Genomic DNA, 23,768 nt, shown 5'->3' on the forward strand with positions numbered 1-23,768 from the left:
CGAAGAATACACAAAGTACATAGAGAGCGCATTATATGCCGGTCATCTTTTCGATAACATCAGTTTTATATATTTTTGTGCAAGAGTTATTTAATAGACCACTTTAACGGCTTCTTTTTTACCATCCGGCTGTATAATTTGTACCTGATAAATGCCTTTTGTTTTAACTGTTGTTAAAGGAATTTTTTCTGTACCATTTCCTCCGGCATGGTTGATCGTTCTTGCGGTGATTTTTTGTCCCTGGCTATTGATCACTACCACCTGGTAACTGCCTTTAGGCATGTTCGTTAGTTGCACTCCGATCAATCCGTTTGTAACAGGATTCGGATAAACAGACAATGCAGGTTTTGCCAGTGTTACTTTTACAATATTGCTGCTGAAAGTTTGTCCTCCTGCCCCTACGCCATACACTCTGTAAAAATTATTTCCAACCAAAGGTTTGGTATCCAGCCATTGGTTAACACTTACTCCGGAAGCCTCCAAATCCTTAACTGTACCTACTTTCACAAAGTCTACTCCATTCTCAGACTTTTCTACCACATATTCTGTAAGGTATTTTTCATTGGCCACCTGCCATTGCACAGCGATATCATCATACTGCTGATAAGCATTGATATTGCTAAATACCGGCGGATCATATTTCATTATCAGGCGGAATCTGTCTGCCTTAAATGTACCAGAGTCTTCTCTTACTATTTTAAAATTATATCTTGTTGTATCGCCATTCAAGCTAACGGGGGTTGACAGTTTTTTATAGTTATCTTCCAAAAACATATTTATCCAACCGTGCTGTAAACTATCCGTAGTTATTTCTAATTGATACTCTCTTACTTTTACTTTGCTCCAGTTGTAAAAAATAGTATCGTTGGCCTTTGGCAATTTTCGCTTTTCAATTGATAACAATACATCGCCTTTCTTAGTACTGAAATTCTCTCCTTCAATATTGATCATTTTAGTTGCATCATCCTGATCTACGGCATTGTTATAATTTTCACTAAATAGATTTAATACACCGTCACTCAAAAAGGTACTTCCATCGGGTTCCACAGAAAGTAAATTAGTACGAACATTTGCCGATGGCCTGTACGCTTTTGTAGTAGTTGCTGAATTCTTATCCGTTTCGTTGATCAATAGATATCCGCCGGTTGCTCCAAAATCAACAATGAATGCCGCTCCGGACGGAATATACCTGTCATCTAAACTAATGGGAGAATAGGCCGAAGTACGATCATAAGTCGAAGTACCGGTATTCCATGTATATGTTACAAAAGCTCCTACTCCTTGTGGACCGCCTAAATTAGGATCCCACATATAATATTGGTCGGCATACGGTAAGGTTCCACCATTGGCAGTTTTAGTAGCCAGGTATGCAGAATGAAAATCAAATGCTGAAGCAAATGGGTTACCAATTACCTGTTTGCCGGTAAGTGTACCACTTGAAGGAAATCTTTTTTGTCCGATAAATATTCCTCCCCTTGGTCGCAATGTAGTAATTGTAGGTGTTTTATACTGGTTGGTTATTTGTCCGAAATTTTTTCTATCACCCCGTACAAACAACATCCATCCTTCCTGACTTTTAACAGAAGTAGCATTTGTATTGGCAGGGTTCAACCAGGCACCGGTATTATAGTATTTTATTGATGAATGATTCTGAACACTCAGGTCAAAGCCATTTAAAACAGTGCCTCCCGTAATTTGAGTAGCAAATCCATTACTAACGGTATCGGATGCCTGCACTCCCGTAGTTGCATAATCAAAAGCCTGTCCTTCCTGCCATGCCTGGCTAATAGTAGCGTTGGCCCCTGAAATTGGCGGCGACATTAAACGCCATGCTCTTTTTGCCGGCACATATCTTTGTATAATAAATTGTCCTGTATTTCCGCTACCATAACTGAAGGCTGTATTGGCACTACTGCTTTGTGCAACCCTGGCCGTTTTAGTAGCCGTTGACAACAGTGTGGCAAATGTTCCGTTTGTAGCCAGGTCCATCGTTCCCTGTGTAAATCCAATCTCATCGCTCACACGAATATCACTTGCCAATGTCAGTTTTTTTGTACTCAAAGATTTATTCAGATATACATAAGAGAAAAGTTGTCCGCCTGTTGCAGTGAGTGTTGCATCTGTACTTCCATTAAAAGTAACATTCCTGTCATTTTGTGTAAAGGTGCCTGTTCTTGTCCAGTTTCCACCTACATTCAAATCTCCACCTGACACAGTAGAAAGCGTCAAAGCTCCACTGATGGTAAGATTGGAGCCCACCGTTAAACTATACGGCATATCATTCATATCCATCGATGCCCCATTTTGAATATCGATATAACCCGAACAGCCCAGCCCGGGACTCGGTGCTGCAAATGTTACATTTAAAGTGAGCGGTGTGCTGTTTTGAACGATGATATTATTAGGGTATCCGGCACCGGTAGCTCCCGCTGTGTTGGTGGTCCACTCTAAATTTCTTTTAAATCCGCCTGCTCCATTATTATAGATCAATGTAGAAGAATTACCATAATCAGGTGAATGACCGATAACAAAACCATTGGTGTTTATTTGTAAAATACCATCAATTTCAGCAGCCACTCCGTTTAATCCAAAATCCAGCCCAACCTGAGTGGTAACATTTACTCCGGTGCCAAATATCAATTTACTGTTAGTTGTTAAAACATTTACGTTTAGATTTTGTGTGCCCGGAGTAGCAGTACCTGTTACAGCAAATGTACCTGTACCCGAAGATGAAGTAATATTTCTTGTAGTACCTCCATCAACACCTATATTAGTTGAGTTAGCCACAGAGCCATTCAATTCAAAGGTTTGTCCCTGCAGGTCGATGGTACCATTTGCAAACTCCAGTACATTAGCAGATGGAGCATTGGTGCTGCTGATTATTTTTACTGAAGTAGCAGGGCTGCTGCTTAACTGAAGCGTACTTCCGGCAGATTTCACCAATTTATCAAAATAGACTGTACCTCCACCCGTTTTAGTGATCACCTGCGTTCCCGATGTTCCTGTAAAATATACGGCATTACCATTATTGGTTGGGAAACCGTTTCCATTAGGTGTAGTTCCTGCCCCTACTGTAAAATTGCCACCTACTTTTAAATCGCCACCGGCACCTGATGCTGTTGATAAAGCGAATGCCCCGTTGATGGTAACATTACCAGGTACGGTCAAGGCAGCAGTAGATGCTCCCATGTTAAAAGATGAATTAAGGTCAACTATCAGGTTTCCGCAAATAGCTGTAGCCGTTGATGTTGTTCCATAGTTAAGTGTTGTGGTATTACTAACCTGCACATTACCCGGATATCCCACTTGTCCTGTGGTAGCACCGGAAACCCATTCTGATCCCCTGTTATAAGAACCGGTTGTATTATATTTTAATGTTCCCGAACAAGCATAAAAAGGAGGATGACTATTGTTTACGAAACCACCCGAGTTGATTGTAAACGTTCCATTAACTGTAGAAGCGGTTCCAAAATCTAACCCATAGCCGGTGATGGCAACATTTTGAAAATTGTTTGTTCCGCTAATTGTAGCATTGGTACCTGAAAAAATCAGCGCTCCTGTGCTTGAAGAAGCGACGAAACCACCAGCCCCGGCATTATTTGTAAATGCATTACCACTTAATGTAAGATTAAAAGCACCAGACATTGTAAGAGACGAACCGGATTGAATAACTATAGTTTTTGCAACCGCATCTGCTGTGGATATCACAGGCTTGTTAGTGACATTCGGTATAATTACGTCTGTTGTTGAAGATGGTACTCCTCCGCACCAGTTGGTCCCCGTATGCCAATCTGTACTTGTTGTACCTTTCCATGTTCCAAAGGTACAAGATGCTTCCCCTGCCTGAAAATCTCCGAAAGTTGTTTGTGCGGTAACTGTCATACTATTAGCCGCTGCAGTGATCGATGATGGATAGGTCCATCCTGCGTTATAATTACCCAATTTAAAATTAGTGGCTGTAGCTCCCCCATCAATATCTCCCGTAGGATAATTAAATACTATTGTTGCCCCTCCGTTGAAAGTAACAGGTCCGCTGTTGGTGAGTGTAAAATAAGAGTTATCATCTTTTGTCTGATCAATATCTGATGTAGCAATATTGGGATGCTCTGTAGCCGTGTTTGTTTTTACCGTAAATAAACCAGGTGTGGTAATGCTGGTGGTTCCATTTAGATTCACATTGGTATAATAGGTAGCATCACCTACTTCAAAATTTGTAGATGCAGAAACATATTTTTGCAAACTACCATACACCCAGCCACTAGTACGGGATACAGACTGATTTTGTGGCACTATGACTATTCCGCTATTTGTAATTGTATTAAAAATACCACTTGTCAGGTATAGTGTTCCGTTAGTGCCATTGTTAGCTATTGTAACGGTTGCTCCGGTATTATTAAGTGTTACTCCATTAGAATTATTTATTGTAAGATTATGAACAGTTGTTGGTAACGCTGTTCCCGTAACCATTGAAACCGCCGAGCCTACATATTCATAATTGCCCCCTGAACTAAAGCTTCTTGAAGCATAAGTTTGAACACTACCTGTAAAAGAAGTTAATGTAGAAACAATTCCTGCAGCATTTCCTATTTTTATAGTGGCTCCGGATTGTAAAGTAAAATTGCCTCCAAAAGTAGTATTTGCTGTCTCGCTGGTTACATTATACGAGGTACAATCAAGTGTTGAGCCTGTACTGACCACTACTCCCCCAATAGCAGAAGATGAAGATTTCGCTGTCATTAGATCATTATTCAAGACCAACACTTTATTTGAAGTGCTTCCATTCCCAATGGTCCATACGATTGGACTATAAGCAGTGAGCGTGCCTCCCGATTTAATAAATGATACCGTAGCGCTTGCTCCATTTATGAAGTTCGCTTTGATTTCGCTACCGGTTGATGTTGCTGAACTATGTGTAAGTGTCCCCCCAGTCATACTAAAATTTCCACCAATATTTAAAGTATAACCAGTAGATGCAGGTGCAGTGGAAGTTGTAGCGCCTGTAAATGTTCCTGTACCAGACAATTCAAAATTACCATATGTGGTTATTGTCCAAACAGCATTACCGCTACTTGTACCATTTCTTATTGCACCCGCAGAGATGGCTATTTTTCCGGTACTCCCTGCATAAGTACCATTAACATTTATTGTTGTTGCATTTCCACCTGAAGCTCCTTTTAAATCTAAGATACCATTGCTGACCAATAAATCTCCTCCCACTGTAATTGTCAAAGTGGATGAGCCTCCTGAACTTACAAATAGACTAACATTAGCGCCATCTAAATACATGTTACCTCCTATATCTAATCCACCTGTTCCTGAGCCGCTCGTAAGATAAAAGATCTTGGCACTACTTGCTATAGACGTTAAATAAAAATTACCTTGAGTTTTGATGACATTTCCACTCTGATTCCAGTTTTGTGTTCCTGTTGTTATATTTATTTTCAAGTGTCCCCATCCGCTTCCACCTATAGGCACTAAAGGAATCGGAGCAGAACCACCACTTCCCCATTTTTGAATCTCAACAGTTGAGGTTGCTCCAAAACTCCAGACTGTCCCCGGAAAATCGGCATTGGCTCCTCCCGAAGTTGTTGTTGCATTATGAGTATAATATCCACCACTATTCACATTAAAATTAGTCACTTTAACTGCCAAAGCCAAACCTGCATTGTTAGTAAAAACACCGGTAGAACTAACAGTAAGTGTTGTTGCATTTATCCCGGAAGTTGTTTGAGTCGCAACAGTATTTGCAACCGTTAAAGTGCCATTTACTGTTATTGTAGATATGGCGGTTGTTTTACCTAACACCAATGTATTACTTGTAAGATTCAATGTTCCATCAATTGTTAGATTACCTCCGGTTACGTCTATATCATGTGTTACAACATGCCCCGTAGAAATTGTGCGATTGGCATTTGCCGGCGGAACAACTGTGCCTACCCAGGTAGATGCAGTACTCCAGTTACCTGATTGTGCTGTTATATAGCTGTACGTTGTGGTTGATGCGCCTACCGTGTACGTATAATTTGAGCCTCCATTGTTATTTCCGTTGATCGTAAAAAGATCTGCATTGCTACCATCCGCCGCTACATTACTTGTGCCGGATGTAAAAACATAATAGCTTACGGCTGCACTTGCTGTATTTGTGGTAGTTGGAATTGTTGCTGTATATGTAGTACCAGCCCCAGTCATGGCCACTACTGTGGAACTAATGTAACTGTTTGTTGTATACCGCAAATAAACTGCCTGACCAGTGGCAAAAGAACCAGAAAGTGTAGCCGTTACCGTTACATTTTGTCCTGCGTTCACCCCTTGAGCAACTGTAGGGCTTTGAGTAACTCCTGTTACAGTTTGAACTGTACCCTGCACTTCAAAAGCCACCACCGTACTTGTTCCAGGCGTACCGCTTCCCATGGTTTTAAAAACCACATTGCTTGAAGCATTCGCAATATTTAAATAATACGCTTTGCCACTACCCGTAACCTGTAAGGCAGAAGAAGTACTTGAAGTAAGTAAAATATCTGCACCGCCATTTGGTTCATAGGTAGTACCTCCTGTAGTGGCACTATAGAATCGAAAATATTTATTACCTGCGGTGTTAGGTGTAGTGGTGTGAATATATGATCCTCCAAAACTACCGCTCATGTTTACTGCACTTCCCTGTGCCCAGTTATTAGGATTTGCATAATCACCACTTGAAAAATAATTAGGCGATTGGGCAAATAAAACAGTATTTGCTAAAAGAAAAAATATAGTAAGTAATAAGTTGTACTGTAAATAAAAAAAAGGTCTCTTATTTCTCTTCTGGTTGGGGGAAAATAGTAATAAAAAAATATGTAATTCTTTCTTCATACGCAAACATTCAAAAAGGTTATCCAAGCAAACAATATTTACCGGTATATTGAACCGAAAACTATATAAAGAAGAAAAAACCCACTTTAAAGTTACGGAAAATATACTGTATTATACCTATGTAAGATGCTGAATTTGTTAAATTGGTTGCACAAAAAATAACAAAAAGAAATATAAAAAGGTTTGAAAAATGTACATATTTAACACTCGATATAGGTATTTTCTATAAATACTTTAGAAGTGTTTTAAAACAACAATTGAGATGAGCTATATCACAACTAAATGATCTTAGTAAATGACTTTCACTGTTTTTTTCGTCATGTCCGGTTGTATCATTTGTACCTGGTAAATACCTCTTGTTTTGACTGTAGCCAGTGGAACCTTTACAGACTCACTACCACCTAGATGCATGATCTCTTTCTTAACAACTGTTTGTCCCAGGTTATTAACCAGCATTACATCATACTTTCCTTTGGGCATATTGGTCAATTGAATTCCAACCTCTCCATTTGTTACAGGATTAGGATAAACTGCTATTTGCGGTTGATCAATCACAACCCTGGTAATCGAACTATAAAACGTTTGTCCGCCGCCTCCAACACCATGCACTCTATAAAAATTATTTCCTATCTCCGCCTTAGTATCGATCCACTGATAAATATTTGAACCGGAAGCTGCCAGATCTTTTACTACTCCCACCTGTGAAAAATTTACTCCGTCTGATGATTTTTCAATTATGTAGGTAGTAGATGATTTTTCATTGGCAACCTGCCATTGAACGGCAATATCACTGTATTGCTGATATGCGTTGATAGCTGAAAACACCGGAGGATCATATTTCATAACTAGCCTGAACCTGTCTGCCCTGAAGGTTCCGGAATCTTCTCTTACAATTTTAAAATTATACCTGGTAGTATCAGTAAGACTAACAGGCGTTGTTGACTTTTTATAATTATCTTCCAAAAAAATATTTAGCCAGCTATTCTGTAAACTATCAGTAGAAATTTGCAACTGATACTCCCTTATTTTTACTTTACTCCAATTATAAAAAATAGTGTCATTGGCCTGGGGTAATTTTCTTTTTTCTATAGAAAGTAAATTTCCGTTGCGTTTTGTGCTAAAGTTTTCTCCTTCAATATTGATCAGCTTAGTAGCATCTTCTTCATCCACTTCGTTATTATAATTGTTATTAAATAAATTCAGCACCCCGTCACTTATGAATGTGCTTCCATCTGGCTCTACCGAAAGTAAATTGGTTCTAACATTGGCAGATGGCCTGTAAGCTTTAGTAGTACTTGCATTGGTCTTATTTGATTCATCAATCTGCAAATACCCGCCGGTAGCACCAAAATCCACAAAGAAAGCAGCTCCTGAAGGAATGTAGCTGTCATCAATATTGATAGGTGAATAAGCTGAAGTACGATCATAAGAAGAACCATTCCATGTGTACGTAACAAATGCTCCTACACCTAATGCTCCTCCTAAATTCGGATCCCACATATAATATTTATCCGCATAAGGCAATGTACCTCCATTGGCCGCTTTAGTGGCTTCATATGCCAAATGAAAATCAAATGCGGAAGCAAACGGATTACCAATCACCTGCTTTCCTGTAAGGGTACCACTTGCAGGGAATCTTTTTTGCCCTATAAATATTCCTCCTCTTGGCCTCAACGTGGTTATTGTAGGAGTTTTATACTGATTGGTTATTTGTCCAAAATTTTTCCTGTCTCCCCGTACAAACAACATCCATCCTTCCTGGCTTTTTACAGAAGTAGATTTTGTGTTTGAGGGACTTAACCAGGCTCCGCTGCTATAATATTTTATCGATGAATTATTAGTCGCACTTAAATCAAATCCATTCACGGTAGAACCTCCGGTAATTTGTGTTGCAAAACCATTACTAACGGTATCGGACACCTGCGAGCCGGTAGTAGCATAATCAAATGCTTGTCCTTCCTGCCATGCCTGACTAATAGTTGCATTTGCCCCTGAGACCGGAGGGGACATTAAACGCCATGCTCTTTTCGCAGGCACATATCGTTGTATGATAAACTGACCTGTCTGACCACTACCCAAATTAAACGCAGTATTAGCGGAACTGCTAACACCTACCTGTGCCGTTTTAGTTGCTGTAGAAAGTAATGTGAAATATTTGCCATTCGTTGCCAGATCCAGCGTACCTCTTGTAAATTTAACTCTTGTTGCAACCCTCACATGACTTGCCAACGTAAGCGTTTTATCAATAGCTGTTTTATTGAGTTCAACATACGCAAAATCTTCTCCGCCAGAAGCAGTCAATGTAACAGGAGTTGTCGCCCCATTAAAAACTACTTCCCTGTCATTGTGCACAAAACTACCGTTACTGCTTCTTGTCCAGCTTCCTCCAACATATATATCACCTCCACTCACACTACCCAAGGTTAATGTACTTGTTCCTGTAGTACTTCCAATGTTTGCATCACCTCCCACAGTCAGTATTACTGACATAGCTCCCATCGTCAATGACCCGGCACTACTTGTAGTTCCAAGATTCAAATTACCGGCACAACTTCTTGCAGTGGCTGTGCCTCCATTGGCACTCAGATCAAGTGATGTTCCATTTTGTATGGTAACATGATACGGATAACCGGCACCGGAAGTAGTACTCCACTCAAGATACCTGTTGTATGTTCCTCCACTATTGTATAATAATACTGAATTGGTATAATATATTGGCGGGTTGGTACTAACACTACCTCCAGAATTAATTGAGAGTATTCCTTTAATAGTTGAAAGTGAAGAGCCGAAATTAAAATCACTATTTAATCCTACTGTTACATTAGCACCAAACTCCACGCCTGTACTGCCATTTACGTTACCTCCTCCGGCAGATATATTAAAGTTAGCTGCACTTGAACTGGTAATAATTGGTGTACCTGAAATCTTCAGATTACCTCCATTGGTTATTGTTGCAGTATTGCCATTAAGATCAAAAACATTACCGGTACCCGTACCCAACATTTGAAAACAATCTCCACCGGAATTGAAATTTATATTTGTACCACTATATAATTGAACCCCACCAGATGTATTTTGAATTAGCACATAATCGAAATTCAATGTACCGGCTGCTGATCTTTTTATCGTTTGTAAAGTACTTCCGATAAATCTAACAGCTCTCGAATTCGGATAGAAATTACCACCTACAGTAAAGTTCCAATCCTTGGTCACTCTAATATCAGCACCACTTGTAAGAGATGCCGATAAGCTTCCCTTTAAATTCATTGAGCCACCGATTATTAACGAAACCGTCATATTATTATGGCTATTAAAATCATCCATAAATAATTGTGATCCGTTATCAATGGTAAGATCACCTGCAATATTCATAGGCGTATTGGCCGCCAATGCGGATGCACTTGACGAATATACCTTACTGTTTCCCGTTATTAACACATTATATGGATAACTGTTACCGCTTGCTGTACTCCACTCTACCCTTCTATCATATCCGCCTGCGCCGGTATTGTAAATTAACGTAGATCCGGTAAGATAGGTTGGCCCATTTATATCTGTATATGCTCCTGTCTGAACAGTAAGGTTTCCGGATATTGATGAAGAAGTTCCAAAATTCAACCCTCCGTAATAATCTACATTATTAAATGTTGTGGTTCCAGAAATAGTACAATACGCCAGAAACCTAACGGAACCTGTAGACGCTGATGCACTAAAACTACCACTGTTTGAAAATGTACTGCCGTAAATACTTAGATTGTATGCTCCCGTCATTGTCAGTGAGGCTCCTGAACTGATAGAAATAGTTTTAGCAAGGGCATTGGCCGATTGTATCTTGGGGAAATAAGTTACACCGGAGGGAATGACCACATCAGTTGTTGAAGTTGGTATCCCACCACACCAGTTCGAAGCATTGTTCCATTCATCCACATAACCAGGCGCACCTCCCAGCCAGGTACCGGTTGCTTTTACGGTAACAGCACCAGACACATTACTGGTGGCTGATGTACAACCACTATTACTGATCACTACATAGTAATATAACGTTCCTGCAGTTGTAGAAACCGGTGTGTAAGTAGCAGTTTGAGCTCCATTTGAACTACCCAAACCTGTACCGCCGCTATTAGAACTACTCGTATTACTGTACCATTGATAACTGAGATTGGTACCACTTGAAGTTGCTACCGAAAGAGATGTTGTTCCTGATCCCTGACACAAAGATTGCGTGCCGGTTGGATGAGTGCTTATCACTGGAGCAACATTAATAGTAAGTGTTTTGCTACTTGTAACTGTTGTACTTGTACATGTACCATTACCTGTAGATGATAAAGTGATCGTTACACTACCGGCAGAAATATCTGCTGCACTTGGTGTGTATGTACAAGTGGTCAAAGAGTTGGCATTGGCAAAAGTTCCTGTTCCGCTTGATGTCCATACTATTGAAGAATAGTTTGTTGCACTAGACCCTGCTGTAATATTTACTGCACCACTGGTTGAGCATGTTGTTACTGCTGTACCGGATACAGCTGTAACAGTACTTGAATTGGTATTGGTGAAAGATAAAATATAATAATTACCACTATTGTTATCAGTATATACATCGGTAGTACCGGGGCAACTTGAGGCACTCGGATTTCCTGAAAAAGTAAAATATATTGCTATCTTATAAGTACCTGTTGCTAATCCGCACAAAACATTCAGGTTAAGACTTGTTGCACCCAATGCCTGTGCCTGCGGTGATGAGCCTCCTGTTGTGGGACCTGTACCTCCCGTACCTCCGGAGGTCAAACTAACTGTACCCCATGTAGATGGTGATGAGGCCGAAGGATAAATACTATAATACATTGTACCACTACAAATACTCTGAGCATTATTTCTTGTGGTATACAAACGTACATCATTCATAAAAAAGTTATTGGTACTTACATTCGCTCCATTAAAAGTAGTAGACCCCTGCCCTCCCGAACCATTTTTATAATACCCTACAGATCCTACATAAACATAAAAATCAGTGATGCTCCATGCAGGTGCAGCTGCAATTGTTTGCTGACCACCAGCATTAATTGTTCCCACAGTAGAAGATATTGCTGTAGAAAAAGTAAGATTACTAAATGCCAGTGCAGGCGTTACCGTTATAGTATGATTAACTGTTGCACCAGATGCCACATCCGCAGTGATCCAGAAATATCCTGTATTTCCGGCTGTTAAGGCCTGAGATAACCCTGAAAAAGTTTGCGGACTGGTATTGGATGGCGTGGAAATAGTGCTTAATAAATTCGTTGTAGCAAAAGTGCTGCTGGTAGTGTAGTACAATTTGAAATTGGTAAAATCACTCCCATTGTAACTGCCGGAATTAGGAAATGTGACTGCGGTCAATGTTGTACCGGCTGCTGTTACCGCCAATTTAAAATTATAAATGATGTTATTTGTTGTAGTAGCCAGAATATTAGCCGCACCAACTGTACTAATTTCACTTAATGTAACCGCAGGAGTTGCTGCCACTATAGTTTGTCTCCCTCCGGGATTAATGGTGCCTACTGTTTGCGTTGGAGCAACAGCAAATGTAAGATTACTAAATGCCAATGCAGAAGTAACAGTAATAGTATTACCTATAGTGGCTCCGGATTGGACATCAGCAGTTACCCAAAAATAACCTGTACTACCCGAATTGATCGTTTGTGAAAGTGATCCAAATGTTTGCGACGTGGCATTTGCAGGGGAAGCTATTGTACTGATAACTGACGCTGTACCAAAAGAACTAGATGTAGCACTATACCAGAGTTTTAAATTAGTAAGGTCCCCGGATGCATATGTATTGTCAGAACCGCTTGCAGTTGGAATCACCACCTGGGTCAATTGCGTTGAAGAGGTAGTAACCGCCAGTTGAAAATTATAAATGATGTTGCTGGTAGATGCTGTTGCAATGTTTGCCGCAGCAATTGTACTGATTCCGCTCAACGTAACAGCGGCCGGCGTGGCAGAAGCAACTGTATATGACCAGATACTCCCGTTCTCGCCGGATTGGGTCTGTACTCTTAGTGCCAGGTAATCCGCATTGGCGGCAGCAGGCGAAGAACTATTACTCGTAAATACATAATAAGACACTGTTTTACCTGCAGTATTAAAAGCAGCAGGAATTGTAGCTGTACCCACACCACTCGAAAACCCGGTAACCTGCACTACATTGTAATCACTTGCAAAATTGTCGCTTGAATATCTGACATAGGCATATTCACCCGATTGAGGGTCTGCTGATAAAGAAACAGTGACTGTTACATTATTCCCTGCAACTACAGACCCCGAAGTTGGTGATTGCGTTGGTGCCGAACTAAAAGTTGTGGGATTATACGTAGTTTCTAAAATAGAAAAATCATTACTGCTGCTGTTATTGCTTCCAATTACAAAAGTGTAATAGTTATTTGTGGTGCTTGCAAAATAAATATCTGACCCTCCGTTATAAACCGCACCATTGGTGATCCTGCTATTTTTAGTGTAATCCGTTCCACTTGATGCTGTCCACTTGGGGCTATAGTTACCTGCTGCCGTATTGAATAAAACCTGTTTTGATGATCCTCCGGTTTTCTGTGCTCTGAACATCAATGTGCTACCACGTCTTGCAGAGAATGTACCCATATTATTTACCCAACTACCTGTTCTCCAATTGCCCTCAACATTTGCAGGCTGCGCTATCGCAACCATTGCAAAAATCTCAAGCAAGAACAACATGAATAGTATGCGTATATTTCTCTTCATATAAAAAGCAAACTCCTACTAAGCTTTAAAGCAATTAAAATTTAAAAAATAAAAAGTTCTGCGTTAACTGCAAACCTGTCATAAGTATTTAAATACTTACACAGAAATTCTATTAATCGTTATAACAAAATCCTTTCAATTGGCAATTATTCATAGGATATTTTCAAACCATATATAGATCAGCGAAGAATGGCTCAGGCTACATGGTAAGCAAAGGTTGATTGTGTAATAATTACACATTGTTTTCCTAACAAACTTACGTATTTTTTTTTGATAAAATGTGGGAGATTGACAGAAATAAATTTGTTCTGGATACTTAAGTAACCCTATATAAATATTTTATATGATTGATTACCAGTATAGATGGTAAGTGGTTACTGTAAATAAATGACTTTAGGAAACGGTATGTTTGTCGATTTTAGTAATTGTGAGGACTTCTTGCTCAGTGGCATCGCCGAATTCCTGTAATTTTCCGAAGGCTGCTGCAGTAGCATAATTGACAATATCCTGCGGTGCGTTATTATTGTATAATCCATAGATCAGACCTGCCATGAAGCAATCACCGCTACCACTCCTGTCTGCCACACCGGTACAGGTAAATTCATTGGAATTATATTGTTTACCATCAGTGTATAAACTGGTGTAGTATAATATATTGTTGGCCTCACTATCAAACCTGAAAGTGTTAGCAACAGTTTTGCATTTGGGAAATCGTTTTATTATTGCTTCAGATGTAACTTTTGCATGATCCAAATACGCCTGTTTACTTTTTTTATCATGAATTTTTTCATCAACCGGAATGCCCAACAAAGTATTTGCACTCCAGATATTACCCATTATCACATCACAATATTCAACGAGTTGAGGCATTACTTCAATAGGCTGCTTGCCGTATTTCCATAACCTGGAACGGTAATTTAAATCAATAGAAATAGTGATATTTTTTTTGCTTGCAGCTTCCAGTGCTTCCAAACATACATCTGCAACACTTGCATTAAGCGCCGGGCTGATAGCCGAAAAATTAAACCAGGAAACGCCTGCCAGAACCTTATCCCAGTCTATCATGCCACGTTTTAATTCAGAGAAAGAAGAATGGTCTCTATCATATACCATGCTGCCTTTCAGATCAGCACCACGTTCCAGATAGTATAGTCCAATACGATTGCCGGAATAGATAACCGAAGAGGTGAATATTCCCTTTAATTCCAGGTAATGTACCATGTGCCTACTCATAAAGTTATCCGGCAAAACTGTACAGTATTTTACCGGAACATCCCAACCTGCCAATGCTGTGGCAACATTTGCTTCTGCTCCACCTACAAATAATTGCATAGGTTGCTTATCTGATGATGCTACACTGTTAGGAGAAATACGCAGCAACAGTTCTCCAAAACACAATACTTTTTGTTTAGCCATACTATTGGAATTTCACTAGAATTTACAAAGCAATTATATATCTACAAGCATATTGTTCAGAACTTCATTAAGTACAAAGTTTACAGAGAGTTGCTTTCTGTAAACTTTGTATATATAATGACGCCTTGAGATCCGGATTATTTTACTCCAAATCCAAAATACTGATTGGCATTATTGAAACAGATATCCTGGATCACTTTACCAACCCATTCAATGTTATTTGGGATTTCGCCGTTTTCAATTTCTTCACCAAACATGTTACACAAGATCCTTCTGAAATATTCGTGTCTTGGATAACTCATAAAACTACGGCTATCTGTTAACATTCCTACAAACTTGCTCACTAATCCCATGTTAGACAATGCATTCAATTGTTTAACCATGCCATCTTTCTGATCAAGGAACCACCAGCCACTACCAAACTGTATTTTACCTGCAACACTACCATCATTGAAGTTTCCAATCATGGTTGCCATCAACTCGTTATCGGCAGGATTTAAATTGTACAATATAGTTTTAGCCAACTGATCCGTTGTATCGAGTTTGCCTAAGAATTTAGCCAATGCTTTGCCCTGACTGAAATCTCCGATAGAATCCCATCCTGTATCAGCACCTAACAAACGCATCATACGAGCATTATTGTTACGTAAAGCTCCTAAATGATATTGTTGTACCCAACCTTTTTCATGATCCCATTTAGCAAAATCAACCAGCATAGCCGATTTGAATTTAAGATTTTCTTCATAACTAACGTTAGTACCTGAACGAAGTTTTGCAAAAATATTCTTTATCTCGGTATCAGTGTAATCCTCTGCATATATCTGCTCTAGTCCATGATCAGATACAGATGCTCCCATCGATGCAAAGAAATCATGCCTGTTTTTCAATGCTTTCAAATAATCATCATAAGATGATACTGAAATATTGGATGCGGCTTCGACTTTAGCAACATATGCATTGAATGCCGCAGCATCATCACAATTCATCGCTTTATCAGGACGAAAAGCCGGTAATATTTTTATTTCAAAATTATCATCTGCAATCTTTTTATGATGTTCTAAAGAATCAATAGGATCATCTGTAGTACAAAGCACTTTTACATTTGCTTTACGCAATAAATTACGAACAGAATACTCCGGTGTAATTAATTTAGCTGAAGCTTCATCGTAAATTTCTTTTGCGGTATCTGCAGATAAGATCTTAGTGATATTGTAATAACGTTGTAATTCAAGGTGAGTCCAGTGATACAACGGATTACGTAAAGTATAAGGCACAGTAGCTGCCCATTTCTCGAATTTTTCAAAATCGGATTTATCACCAGTGCAATAGCTTTCATCTATACCGTTGGTACGCATAGCACGCCATTTATAATGATCGCCATATAACCAAACCTGCGTAAGGTTTTTAAAATTAATATCATTCGCTATTTGATCAGGAGGTAAATGATTATGATAGTCAATCACAGGCATTTGTTTGGCAAACTCATGATACAGTTTTTCTGCTGTTTTATTTTGCAGTAAGAAATTCTCGTCTAAGAAATTTTTCATCTTAATTTATTTTTAGTTAGTCGTTTTATATTATAAACTCACGCCTCTTTTCCATGGAATGAAATCATCCTGATTTAATAAAACAGCTTTTGGAATTACTTCCCCGCTTGCTGCTTTTATACAATACTCCAGAATATCTTCCCCCATTTGCTCAATGGTTTTATCACCTTCAACTACCGGTCCGCAATCAATATCGATGATATCATTCATGCGTTTAGTTAAGTTACTATTGGTAGATACTTTTATAACGGGACATACAGGATTTCCTGTAGGCGTTCCTAATCCTGTAGTAAATAAGATCAATGTAGCACCACTACCTGCTTTACCTGTAGTTGCTTCCACGTCATTACCCGGCGTACATACTAAATTCAACCCTGGTTTTACTGCAGGCTCTGTATAATCTAACACATCTACTACCGGGGAAGTACCGCCTTTTTTGGCAGCGCCTGCACTTTTGATCGCATCAGTTATTAAGCCGTCTTTAATATTTCCAGGAGATGGATTCATATGAAAACCAGATCCTACTCTAAGTGCGGAGTCACTATATGCTTTCATTAAAGAAATGAATTTTTTTGCAGCATCTTCATTGATCGTTCTATCGATCAACTCCTGTTCTACACCACATAATTCCGGAAATTCTGCCAATAACACTTTACCTCCTAATGCCACTAAAAGATCAGAGCAATAGCCAACCGACGGATTTGCAGATATACCACTAAATCCATCGCTGCCACCGCATTTTACACCCAATACCAATTTATCTAATGATGCAGGTTTACGCTCAAATTTATTGATCTCTATCAACCCTAAAAAAGTTTGTTTGATAGCATCAGAAATTAATTGTTCTTCGCTCTGAGATTGTTGTTGCTCATAAATATATACAGGCTTATCAAATTTCGGATTGCGCTCTTTTAAGTCTGCGGTAAAATCACCTACTTGTAAATTCTGACAACCTAAACTTAATACTGTTACACCAGCAACATTCGGATGATCAGCGTACGAAGCCAATAGCTTACTCAACACTGCCGCATCCTGACGTATACCTCCGCAGCCTCCCTGATGATTCAAAAACTTGATACCATCAACATTTTTAAAAGGTCTGTTCTTTGCCACATCAATTGTAGGTGAAAGATCAAGATTATTGATATCCTCACCTTTTTTGAAAGCTTCTACCAGTTGATGAGCATATGATTTATATTTTTCGGTTACTGCATAGCCCAATTCATTGTGCAGCGCCTCACGGATCACATCCATATTCCTGTTTTCGCAAAAAACCGTAGGAATAAACAACCAATAGTTGGCTGTACCTACTCTTCCATCAGTTCTGTGATATCCGTTAAAAGTACGTCCTGCGAATTTTGATACATCCGGTGGAGTCCATGTAAAATGAGATGGACGGAAAACATACGGATCTGCTGCATGTTTTAAATTATCGGTAGACATACGTGTGCCTGCTGCCAGGTCATACTGAACCTTTCCGACCAATACGCCGTACATAGTTACCGCCTCACCTTGTTTCATGTCTTTTTCATAAAACTTATGTTTAGCAGCCACATCTTCCAATAGCGTATATTTATTACCGTTATATTCAACTACATCCCCTTTTTTCAAGTCTGTTAATGCCACAATAACATTATCACCCTGATTAACTTTTAAAACTTTTTGTTTCATAATTTCTTTAAGCTAAAATTTTACTTTTCTGGATATTTTTAATTGCGGCCAATGCACCATTGGTCACTATTTCATTTAATTGCTCCTGCACTGCTTCAGTAAAGCCAGGTAGGTTGTTTAGATCCTGTCCCCAGTAAGCTGTATTCCCTAATACGTCAACTACCAATTCATTGTCTGACAATTGTTGTCTTTCAAAATAGTAAGCAGCTTTGTCATCAGTTATAGGATATTCACTTCCGTTAGCAATACCAAAATATTTATTACCATCTTTTTTCACGGCTTTCATGAATTGAATATATGCCGCAACACCTAATGTCATTAGTTCCGGTACTTTGTTAAATACACTGATATATTGTCCGAATAAAGCCACTACCCTCATTTCTATCTTTTGTGTATAGTTTCCGGCAATACTTAACCATTGGTGTTCAATATTAGGATTGGCAAAACGATCCAATACACTATCAGCAAATATTTCAGCTTCGGCCGCATCTATTTTGTAAGGAATTGCCGGAGCAATTTCTTTTTTCATCAGGTCAGATACAAATCCGCAAACCGTTTTGTCAGCCATTGCAGCCTTAACGGTATTAAAACCAGCCAGGTATGCCAATGCACAACTAAGCGTATGTGTTCCGTTCAATAAACGCAATTTCAATTCTTTATGTTTGGTGATACTTGGAACAATAGCCACTCCTGGATCTACCTGTGCAAATGACAACACTGATTTCACGTGTTCATCGCCTTCAATTGCCCATAAGCGATACACTTCACTCATGATCAACAGGTCATCTGTATATCCAAGTTGTTTTTCGATTGCTGCTTTAGCATCCGCTGCTGGTTTACCGGGAACGATCCTGTCAACAAGTGTATTACAAAATGTATTAGATGTTTCCAGCCATTCGATGAATGAAGCATCTAACCCATTCAAATGCGCCTGTTCAATAACAATTGATTCAAGTTTTTTACCATTATCAGAGATCAATTCGGTAGGTACTATCACCATACCGCTTTGTTTGCTGCCATCAAAAGCTTTATATCTTTCAAATAAGAAGGCTAATAATTTTCCGGGGAAAGAAACCGGAGGATGCTTACGAATATCATCATTTACCAGTTCGATGCCAATTTCAGTTGTATTAGAAACAACGATCTGCAAGTTAGGATTATGTGCACACTCTAATACTTTATCCCACTCTTCAGCGGCAGACAATACTCTGCTGATGGATGAATTGATAATATTCTCTTCTACAGGTTTTCCATTTTCCAATCCACGAACACAAAGCGTATACAAACTGTCTTGTTTTTCAAAAGCAGCAGCATCTCCACCTGAAGTAGATTTCACAATTACTATCCTGCCATTAAAAACACCCTTGCGGTTTGCCTTATCAATGAAATAGTCGGGTAACCCACGTAATAAAACGCCGGTACCAAACTGGAGCACTTTTTCAGGCAGATCGAAAATTGCTTCGTCAGGTTTCTGTACATTCTCTGATGGAATGTTCTTTAAGGTGTATCTTGAAAGTATCATAACAAGGGGGTTTATTATTTAGTTTTTATTAATTATTTATTTTAACCACTTTTTTTTCCATTCAGGATATTCTTTGTTCAATAACTTTAGCGGCCATGTTCCATACCAGGCATACCCTATTCTTCTTTCATTTTCAATTTCGGCCACTGTCGCATGACGCTGACTATCTCTGCCACTGAAAAAAGGTACATTGGTCTTGATATCATAAAATCTTGCCCAAATTACTGAACTATCTTCTTTAACCAAAACCCTGTCTCTTCCGCTTGCTTCATTAGGGGCTTTGATATCTATAAAATTATAGCCTGTGATCTTTACTTTTTCAAACCACGCCACAGCTGCTGTAACGGCAGCAATTATTTTTTCAGAAGGATTATTTTGTCTCATTAAGAAACGTGTAATCCCTACAGATTCAGCCCCGCTTAAAGAAACCAATTCAAACTTTCTTGCCTGTGCAGGCTGCATGCTAGTGGCATCATATTGTGCACACCAGGCTGTTAATACATTTTGTTGTTTGATCTGTGTTTTTAAAATACAATCAATTCCTCGTTGTATAGCTTTAGTACATTTTGGAATATATTTTTTATCGATCACATCAAAATCATTCTTTCCTTCTGTGATATCCTGCAAAATGTTTAGCACATTTACCATAGCATTATCGTTATAGGTAATCTCACTACGATAATTGCTGAAATCAGGATAATATTGTGGCCATCCGCCATTTTTATATTGAGCTTCCAATAAATAATCGATCCCTTTAACTGCCGCTTTTAAGTAAGCCTGATTTTTGGTCAATTTATAGGCTTTTACCAGGTATTTTATTTCCTTCGAAGTAGCTTCGTTATCGATCGTAGCATCAATGCCATCAGCGTAACCGCTTCTTAATTCACTTTTATCAGCGGCAGATAATGTTCTTTTATAATTTACTTTCTGATCCTGAAAATGTTTTGGCCATCCTCCATTTCTGCGTTGATATAACAGCATATTTTCTGCAACAGAATCTATAGCGGTTGGTTTTATGGTCACTATTTCAAACGACTCCGTAGGTAATGTATCTCTACGTGGATTCCATTTGTAATCAAAAGCCCAGGCTGGTGTAATATCATTAACACCAACTCCGGCAGGCATATTATTTTTATGCCATTGATAATCTCCACCTTCTTTGTGACAATTAAAATAATACACTCGTCTGCCCCACTGGATCACATTTGGAGGCGTTGCTTCTTTTTGATAAATATCCGCATCCGCCATATTTGAAGAAAAGGAACAATTGATCAAATAAAACTGAGCATCTCTGTGATATCTTCCTAATTTAAAACCATTATCCCCCGTAAAATTGCAATTCAATAAAACAGTTTTAGATGATTCATGTTTTGAACCATCATGCCATATTGCTGCTTCCGGACTATGACAAATGAAAGTGCATTTTTCTGCCAACGCCCAACCTCGAGGACAATAAAAATCAACCCAGCCTTCCATTATACAATTATAGAAATAAAACATTCCATCTTCTGTATTCCACGGACTAACTGTATCTCCTCCGTATGCTTTGAATATACAATTACTTACTTTCAACCTGGTTGTTTCAAAAGTACGCAGCGCCATTTGATGAGTACCTTTTTTTACCAATTTGGTTTTGGTCATTGATTGTTCAGAAGGACAATCGATCGTTGTATCTCTGGCAGTAAGACCATAAGTATTTTGAATAGTAAGATTTTCGAGATTGATATCACTTCCTTTTATATTCATTGTAGCAACACCCCAATCATCCGGATTACTGCACCTGAACATATCTCTCCCTTCGGCGTAAGTAATAATAGTATTGTTGGCATTTTCTCCCTTGAAAGTAATGTTACTTTTTTCTATAAACAGCTTTTCGTTGTAGGTGCCTTTTTTTATTAAAATAGTACGTGTGTCTTTGGCATCAACTGATAAACTATTGATCGCTTCCTGTATTGACCTGAAATCACCTGTCCCATCTGCAGCTACAATAACTGTATGCTGGGCACACAAACTAAATGCACTGAGCAGCAGAGCTAGAGAAAAATAAAATCCACGATATAGTAGTTGTTTAGCTATCACTATTTTTTTATCGTTTTTGCTTTAACAGGTACTTGAGCTATCAACCATTTAACTAACTCCTGTGCTGCTGTAAAATTTTCATACTCTGCCGGTATCTTTCTACCATCGATGTATTCGTTATAGAACCAGGGATCACCAACAGCAAATACTGTTCCTTTGCCGTATTTGGCTACAGCCATTATCACATCTCCTTTATCTGTAAGAATAGATCTTGCTGGCGGGGTGGCTTTAAGTGTACAAATTTGTTTAATATAAATTTTCTTAGCTTTTTTAAAGATCAATTTTGGTGCAGTAAATGCGCCTACTTCATAATCGTGTCCCTCTACTCTATTTCTACTATCCTTATTAAAATGAATACCGAATTTTTTAGCCAATTCATTGGTATGTTCAAACTCTACATTATTACTATCATTCATCAACATTACTAAAACACCGCCGTTTTTTACCCAGGTAGTGATCGTTTCTATATCTGCAGTTTCAATATAGTTTGGCTTAGGATTTTCTTTAGGAAAATCAGGGTCAACCAGGATATAGATATTTACATCTCTTAAATTAGCAGCTGTTGGTCTTTCTTTTGAAGCTATCGTTCTTATTCCATAATTTTTAAAGATATCTCCAAAAAAAGAGAAGCCTCCGTTATCTCTTTCCTCCCATTTATAATGATGCCCTACCATCAAACCTGACTGCTCATCTCTTTTTTGTTCGTTATTAAAATAATAATCAAGTGCAACAGATTTTCCGGCTCCGATCTTTTCATCTTCTAAAATCTCCATTTCATTTGCAGCCAAAATTACTGCGGCTATCCCTTTTACATCATTGGTAACTACCGGTTCATTTATATAATACTCATAACTTCCATCACGATAAGGATTACCTCCCAGCCCTGCAACCGCACACACTTTATTTACACAGGTTCTTCCTAATGAATCTTTACCGATAAAATTTTTGATCATTCCTGCGTATGCTTTATTCACCGCCGGCATAATACTTTTATCTAGATATCCATTACGAACACCTTTGGCTAATGTATATACCAACATTGCTGTGGCAGAGCCTTCTTTGTAATTTCCTTTTGCAGTAGGTTTATCCAACACTTGAAACCACACTCCAGATTTTGGATCCTGTACTTTTAACACCGCTTTCGAAAAACGTTTTAATATTTGCACCAAAGAATCTCTTTTTGGATGCCCCACCGGAAAATAATCCAATACATCTACCAGCCCCATACCATACCAACCCATTGCTCTACCCCAAAAATTCTTTGATACTCCTGTAACAGAATCGCTCCATTTTTCTTTTCTGCTTTCATCCCACCCATGATACAAAAGCCCTGTTTTAGTATCTCTGGCATGCGCCTCCATTTGAATGAATTGTTTTGCAACATCATTAAAATTTTCCGGCTGATTGAATCGTTGTGAGTATTCTGCATAAAATGGTTCAACCATGTACAAACCATCCAACCACATTTGATTAGGATATCTTTTTTTATGCCAGAATCCACCATCGGTTGTACGAGGATGATAATTGATCTGGTCTTTTAACAGATGTAATGCAGATAAGTATTTTTTGTCCCCATCAACAGCAAACAGCATTAACAGGTTTCTGCCTGCGGCAATATTGTCGCTGTTATAATCTTCCATTTTATAGGTTCTGATCGTTCCATCAGGACGTACAAAAAAATCCATACTTCTCTTAATGTAGTTATATATCTCTCCGCGACCGGTTCTTTTCCAAACCTTTTCCATAGCCTTCAATACGATCCCCTGCTCATAGGTCCACTCAGCAGGCCTGTTGGCTTTCAACTGCATTGTATCTCCATTATAAATAGACATAACGCTTTCAGTAAGTTGTACCGAAAGTCGTTTATCCTGGGCACCGGCACTTGTTAGTACTAATAATGAACAGGCTATAAAAAAGATTTTATTTCTCATAAA

General features: G+C 38.8%; 8 protein-coding genes. All 8 read right to left on the minus strand.

Annotated features, from left to right (window positions below):
- Nucleotides 1-90: 90 nt before the first annotated feature.
- A complete protein-coding gene (locus LK994_RS12665) occupies nt 91-6,849 on the minus strand; it encodes a hypothetical protein (RefSeq protein ID WP_229760457.1) in 6,759 nt (2,252 codons plus the stop codon).
- Between the two features lie 288 nt (nt 6,850-7,137).
- Nucleotides 7,138-13,599 carry a T9SS type A sorting domain-containing protein gene (locus LK994_RS12670; protein WP_229760458.1) on the minus strand — a complete coding sequence of 2,154 codons (6,462 nt, stop codon included), beginning with the start codon at nt 13,597-13,599 and terminating at the stop codon, nt 7,138-7,140.
- Between the two features lie 393 nt (nt 13,600-13,992).
- On the minus strand, nt 13,993-15,015 hold the full coding sequence (locus LK994_RS12675; RefSeq protein WP_229760459.1) for a sugar kinase: 1,023 nt from the start codon (nt 15,013-15,015) through the stop codon (nt 13,993-13,995).
- A gap of 137 nt (nt 15,016-15,152) precedes the next feature.
- Entirely contained in the window at nt 15,153-16,562 is a 1,410-nt protein-coding gene (uxaC, locus tag LK994_RS12680; protein ID WP_229760460.1) for a glucuronate isomerase, read from the minus strand.
- Nucleotides 16,563-16,592: 30 nt separating this feature from the next.
- Complete coding sequence (locus tag LK994_RS12685; RefSeq protein WP_229760461.1) at nt 16,593-18,233, minus strand: UxaA family hydrolase; 1,641 nt, start codon at nt 18,231-18,233, stop codon at nt 16,593-16,595.
- Nucleotides 18,234-18,240: 7 nt separating this feature from the next.
- On the minus strand, nt 18,241-19,755 hold the full coding sequence (locus tag LK994_RS12690) for a tagaturonate reductase (RefSeq protein WP_229760462.1): 1,515 nt from the start codon (nt 19,753-19,755) through the stop codon (nt 18,241-18,243).
- 36 nt (nt 19,756-19,791) lie between these two features.
- A complete protein-coding gene (gene pelA, locus LK994_RS12695) occupies nt 19,792-21,834 on the minus strand; it encodes a pectate lyase (protein WP_229760463.1) in 2,043 nt (680 codons plus the stop codon).
- A complete protein-coding gene (locus tag LK994_RS12700) occupies nt 21,834-23,765 on the minus strand; it encodes a glycoside hydrolase family 88/105 protein (RefSeq protein WP_229760464.1) in 1,932 nt (643 codons plus the stop codon). Before LK994_RS12700 ends, pelA begins: the two co-directional genes overlap by 1 nt.
- Nucleotides 23,766-23,768: the final 3 nt, after the last annotated feature.

The sequence above is a fragment of the Ferruginibacter lapsinanis genome (assembly GCF_020783315.1).
GTDB classification, from domain to species: domain Bacteria; phylum Bacteroidota; class Bacteroidia; order Chitinophagales; family Chitinophagaceae; genus Ferruginibacter; species Ferruginibacter lapsinanis.

Coding starts and splice junctions, on each gene's coding strand:
- LK994_RS12665 (WP_229760457.1), bottom strand. CDS start 6,849: ATGAAGAAAGAATTACATATTTTTTTATTACTATTTTCCCCCAACCAG.
- LK994_RS12670 (WP_229760458.1), bottom strand. CDS start 13,599: ATGAAGAGAAATATACGCATACTATTCATGTTGTTCTTGCTTGAGATT.
- uxaC (WP_229760460.1), bottom strand. CDS start 16,562: ATGAAAAATTTCTTAGACGAGAATTTCTTACTGCAAAATAAAACAGCA.
- LK994_RS12700 (WP_229760464.1), bottom strand. CDS start 23,765: ATGAGAAATAAAATCTTTTTTATAGCCTGTTCATTATTAGTACTAACA.
- LK994_RS12690 (WP_229760462.1), bottom strand. CDS start 19,755: ATGATACTTTCAAGATACACCTTAAAGAACATTCCATCAGAGAATGTA.
- LK994_RS12685 (WP_229760461.1), bottom strand. CDS start 18,233: ATGAAACAAAAAGTTTTAAAAGTTAATCAGGGTGATAATGTTATTGTG.
- LK994_RS12675 (WP_229760459.1), bottom strand. CDS start 15,015: ATGGCTAAACAAAAAGTATTGTGTTTTGGAGAACTGTTGCTGCGTATT.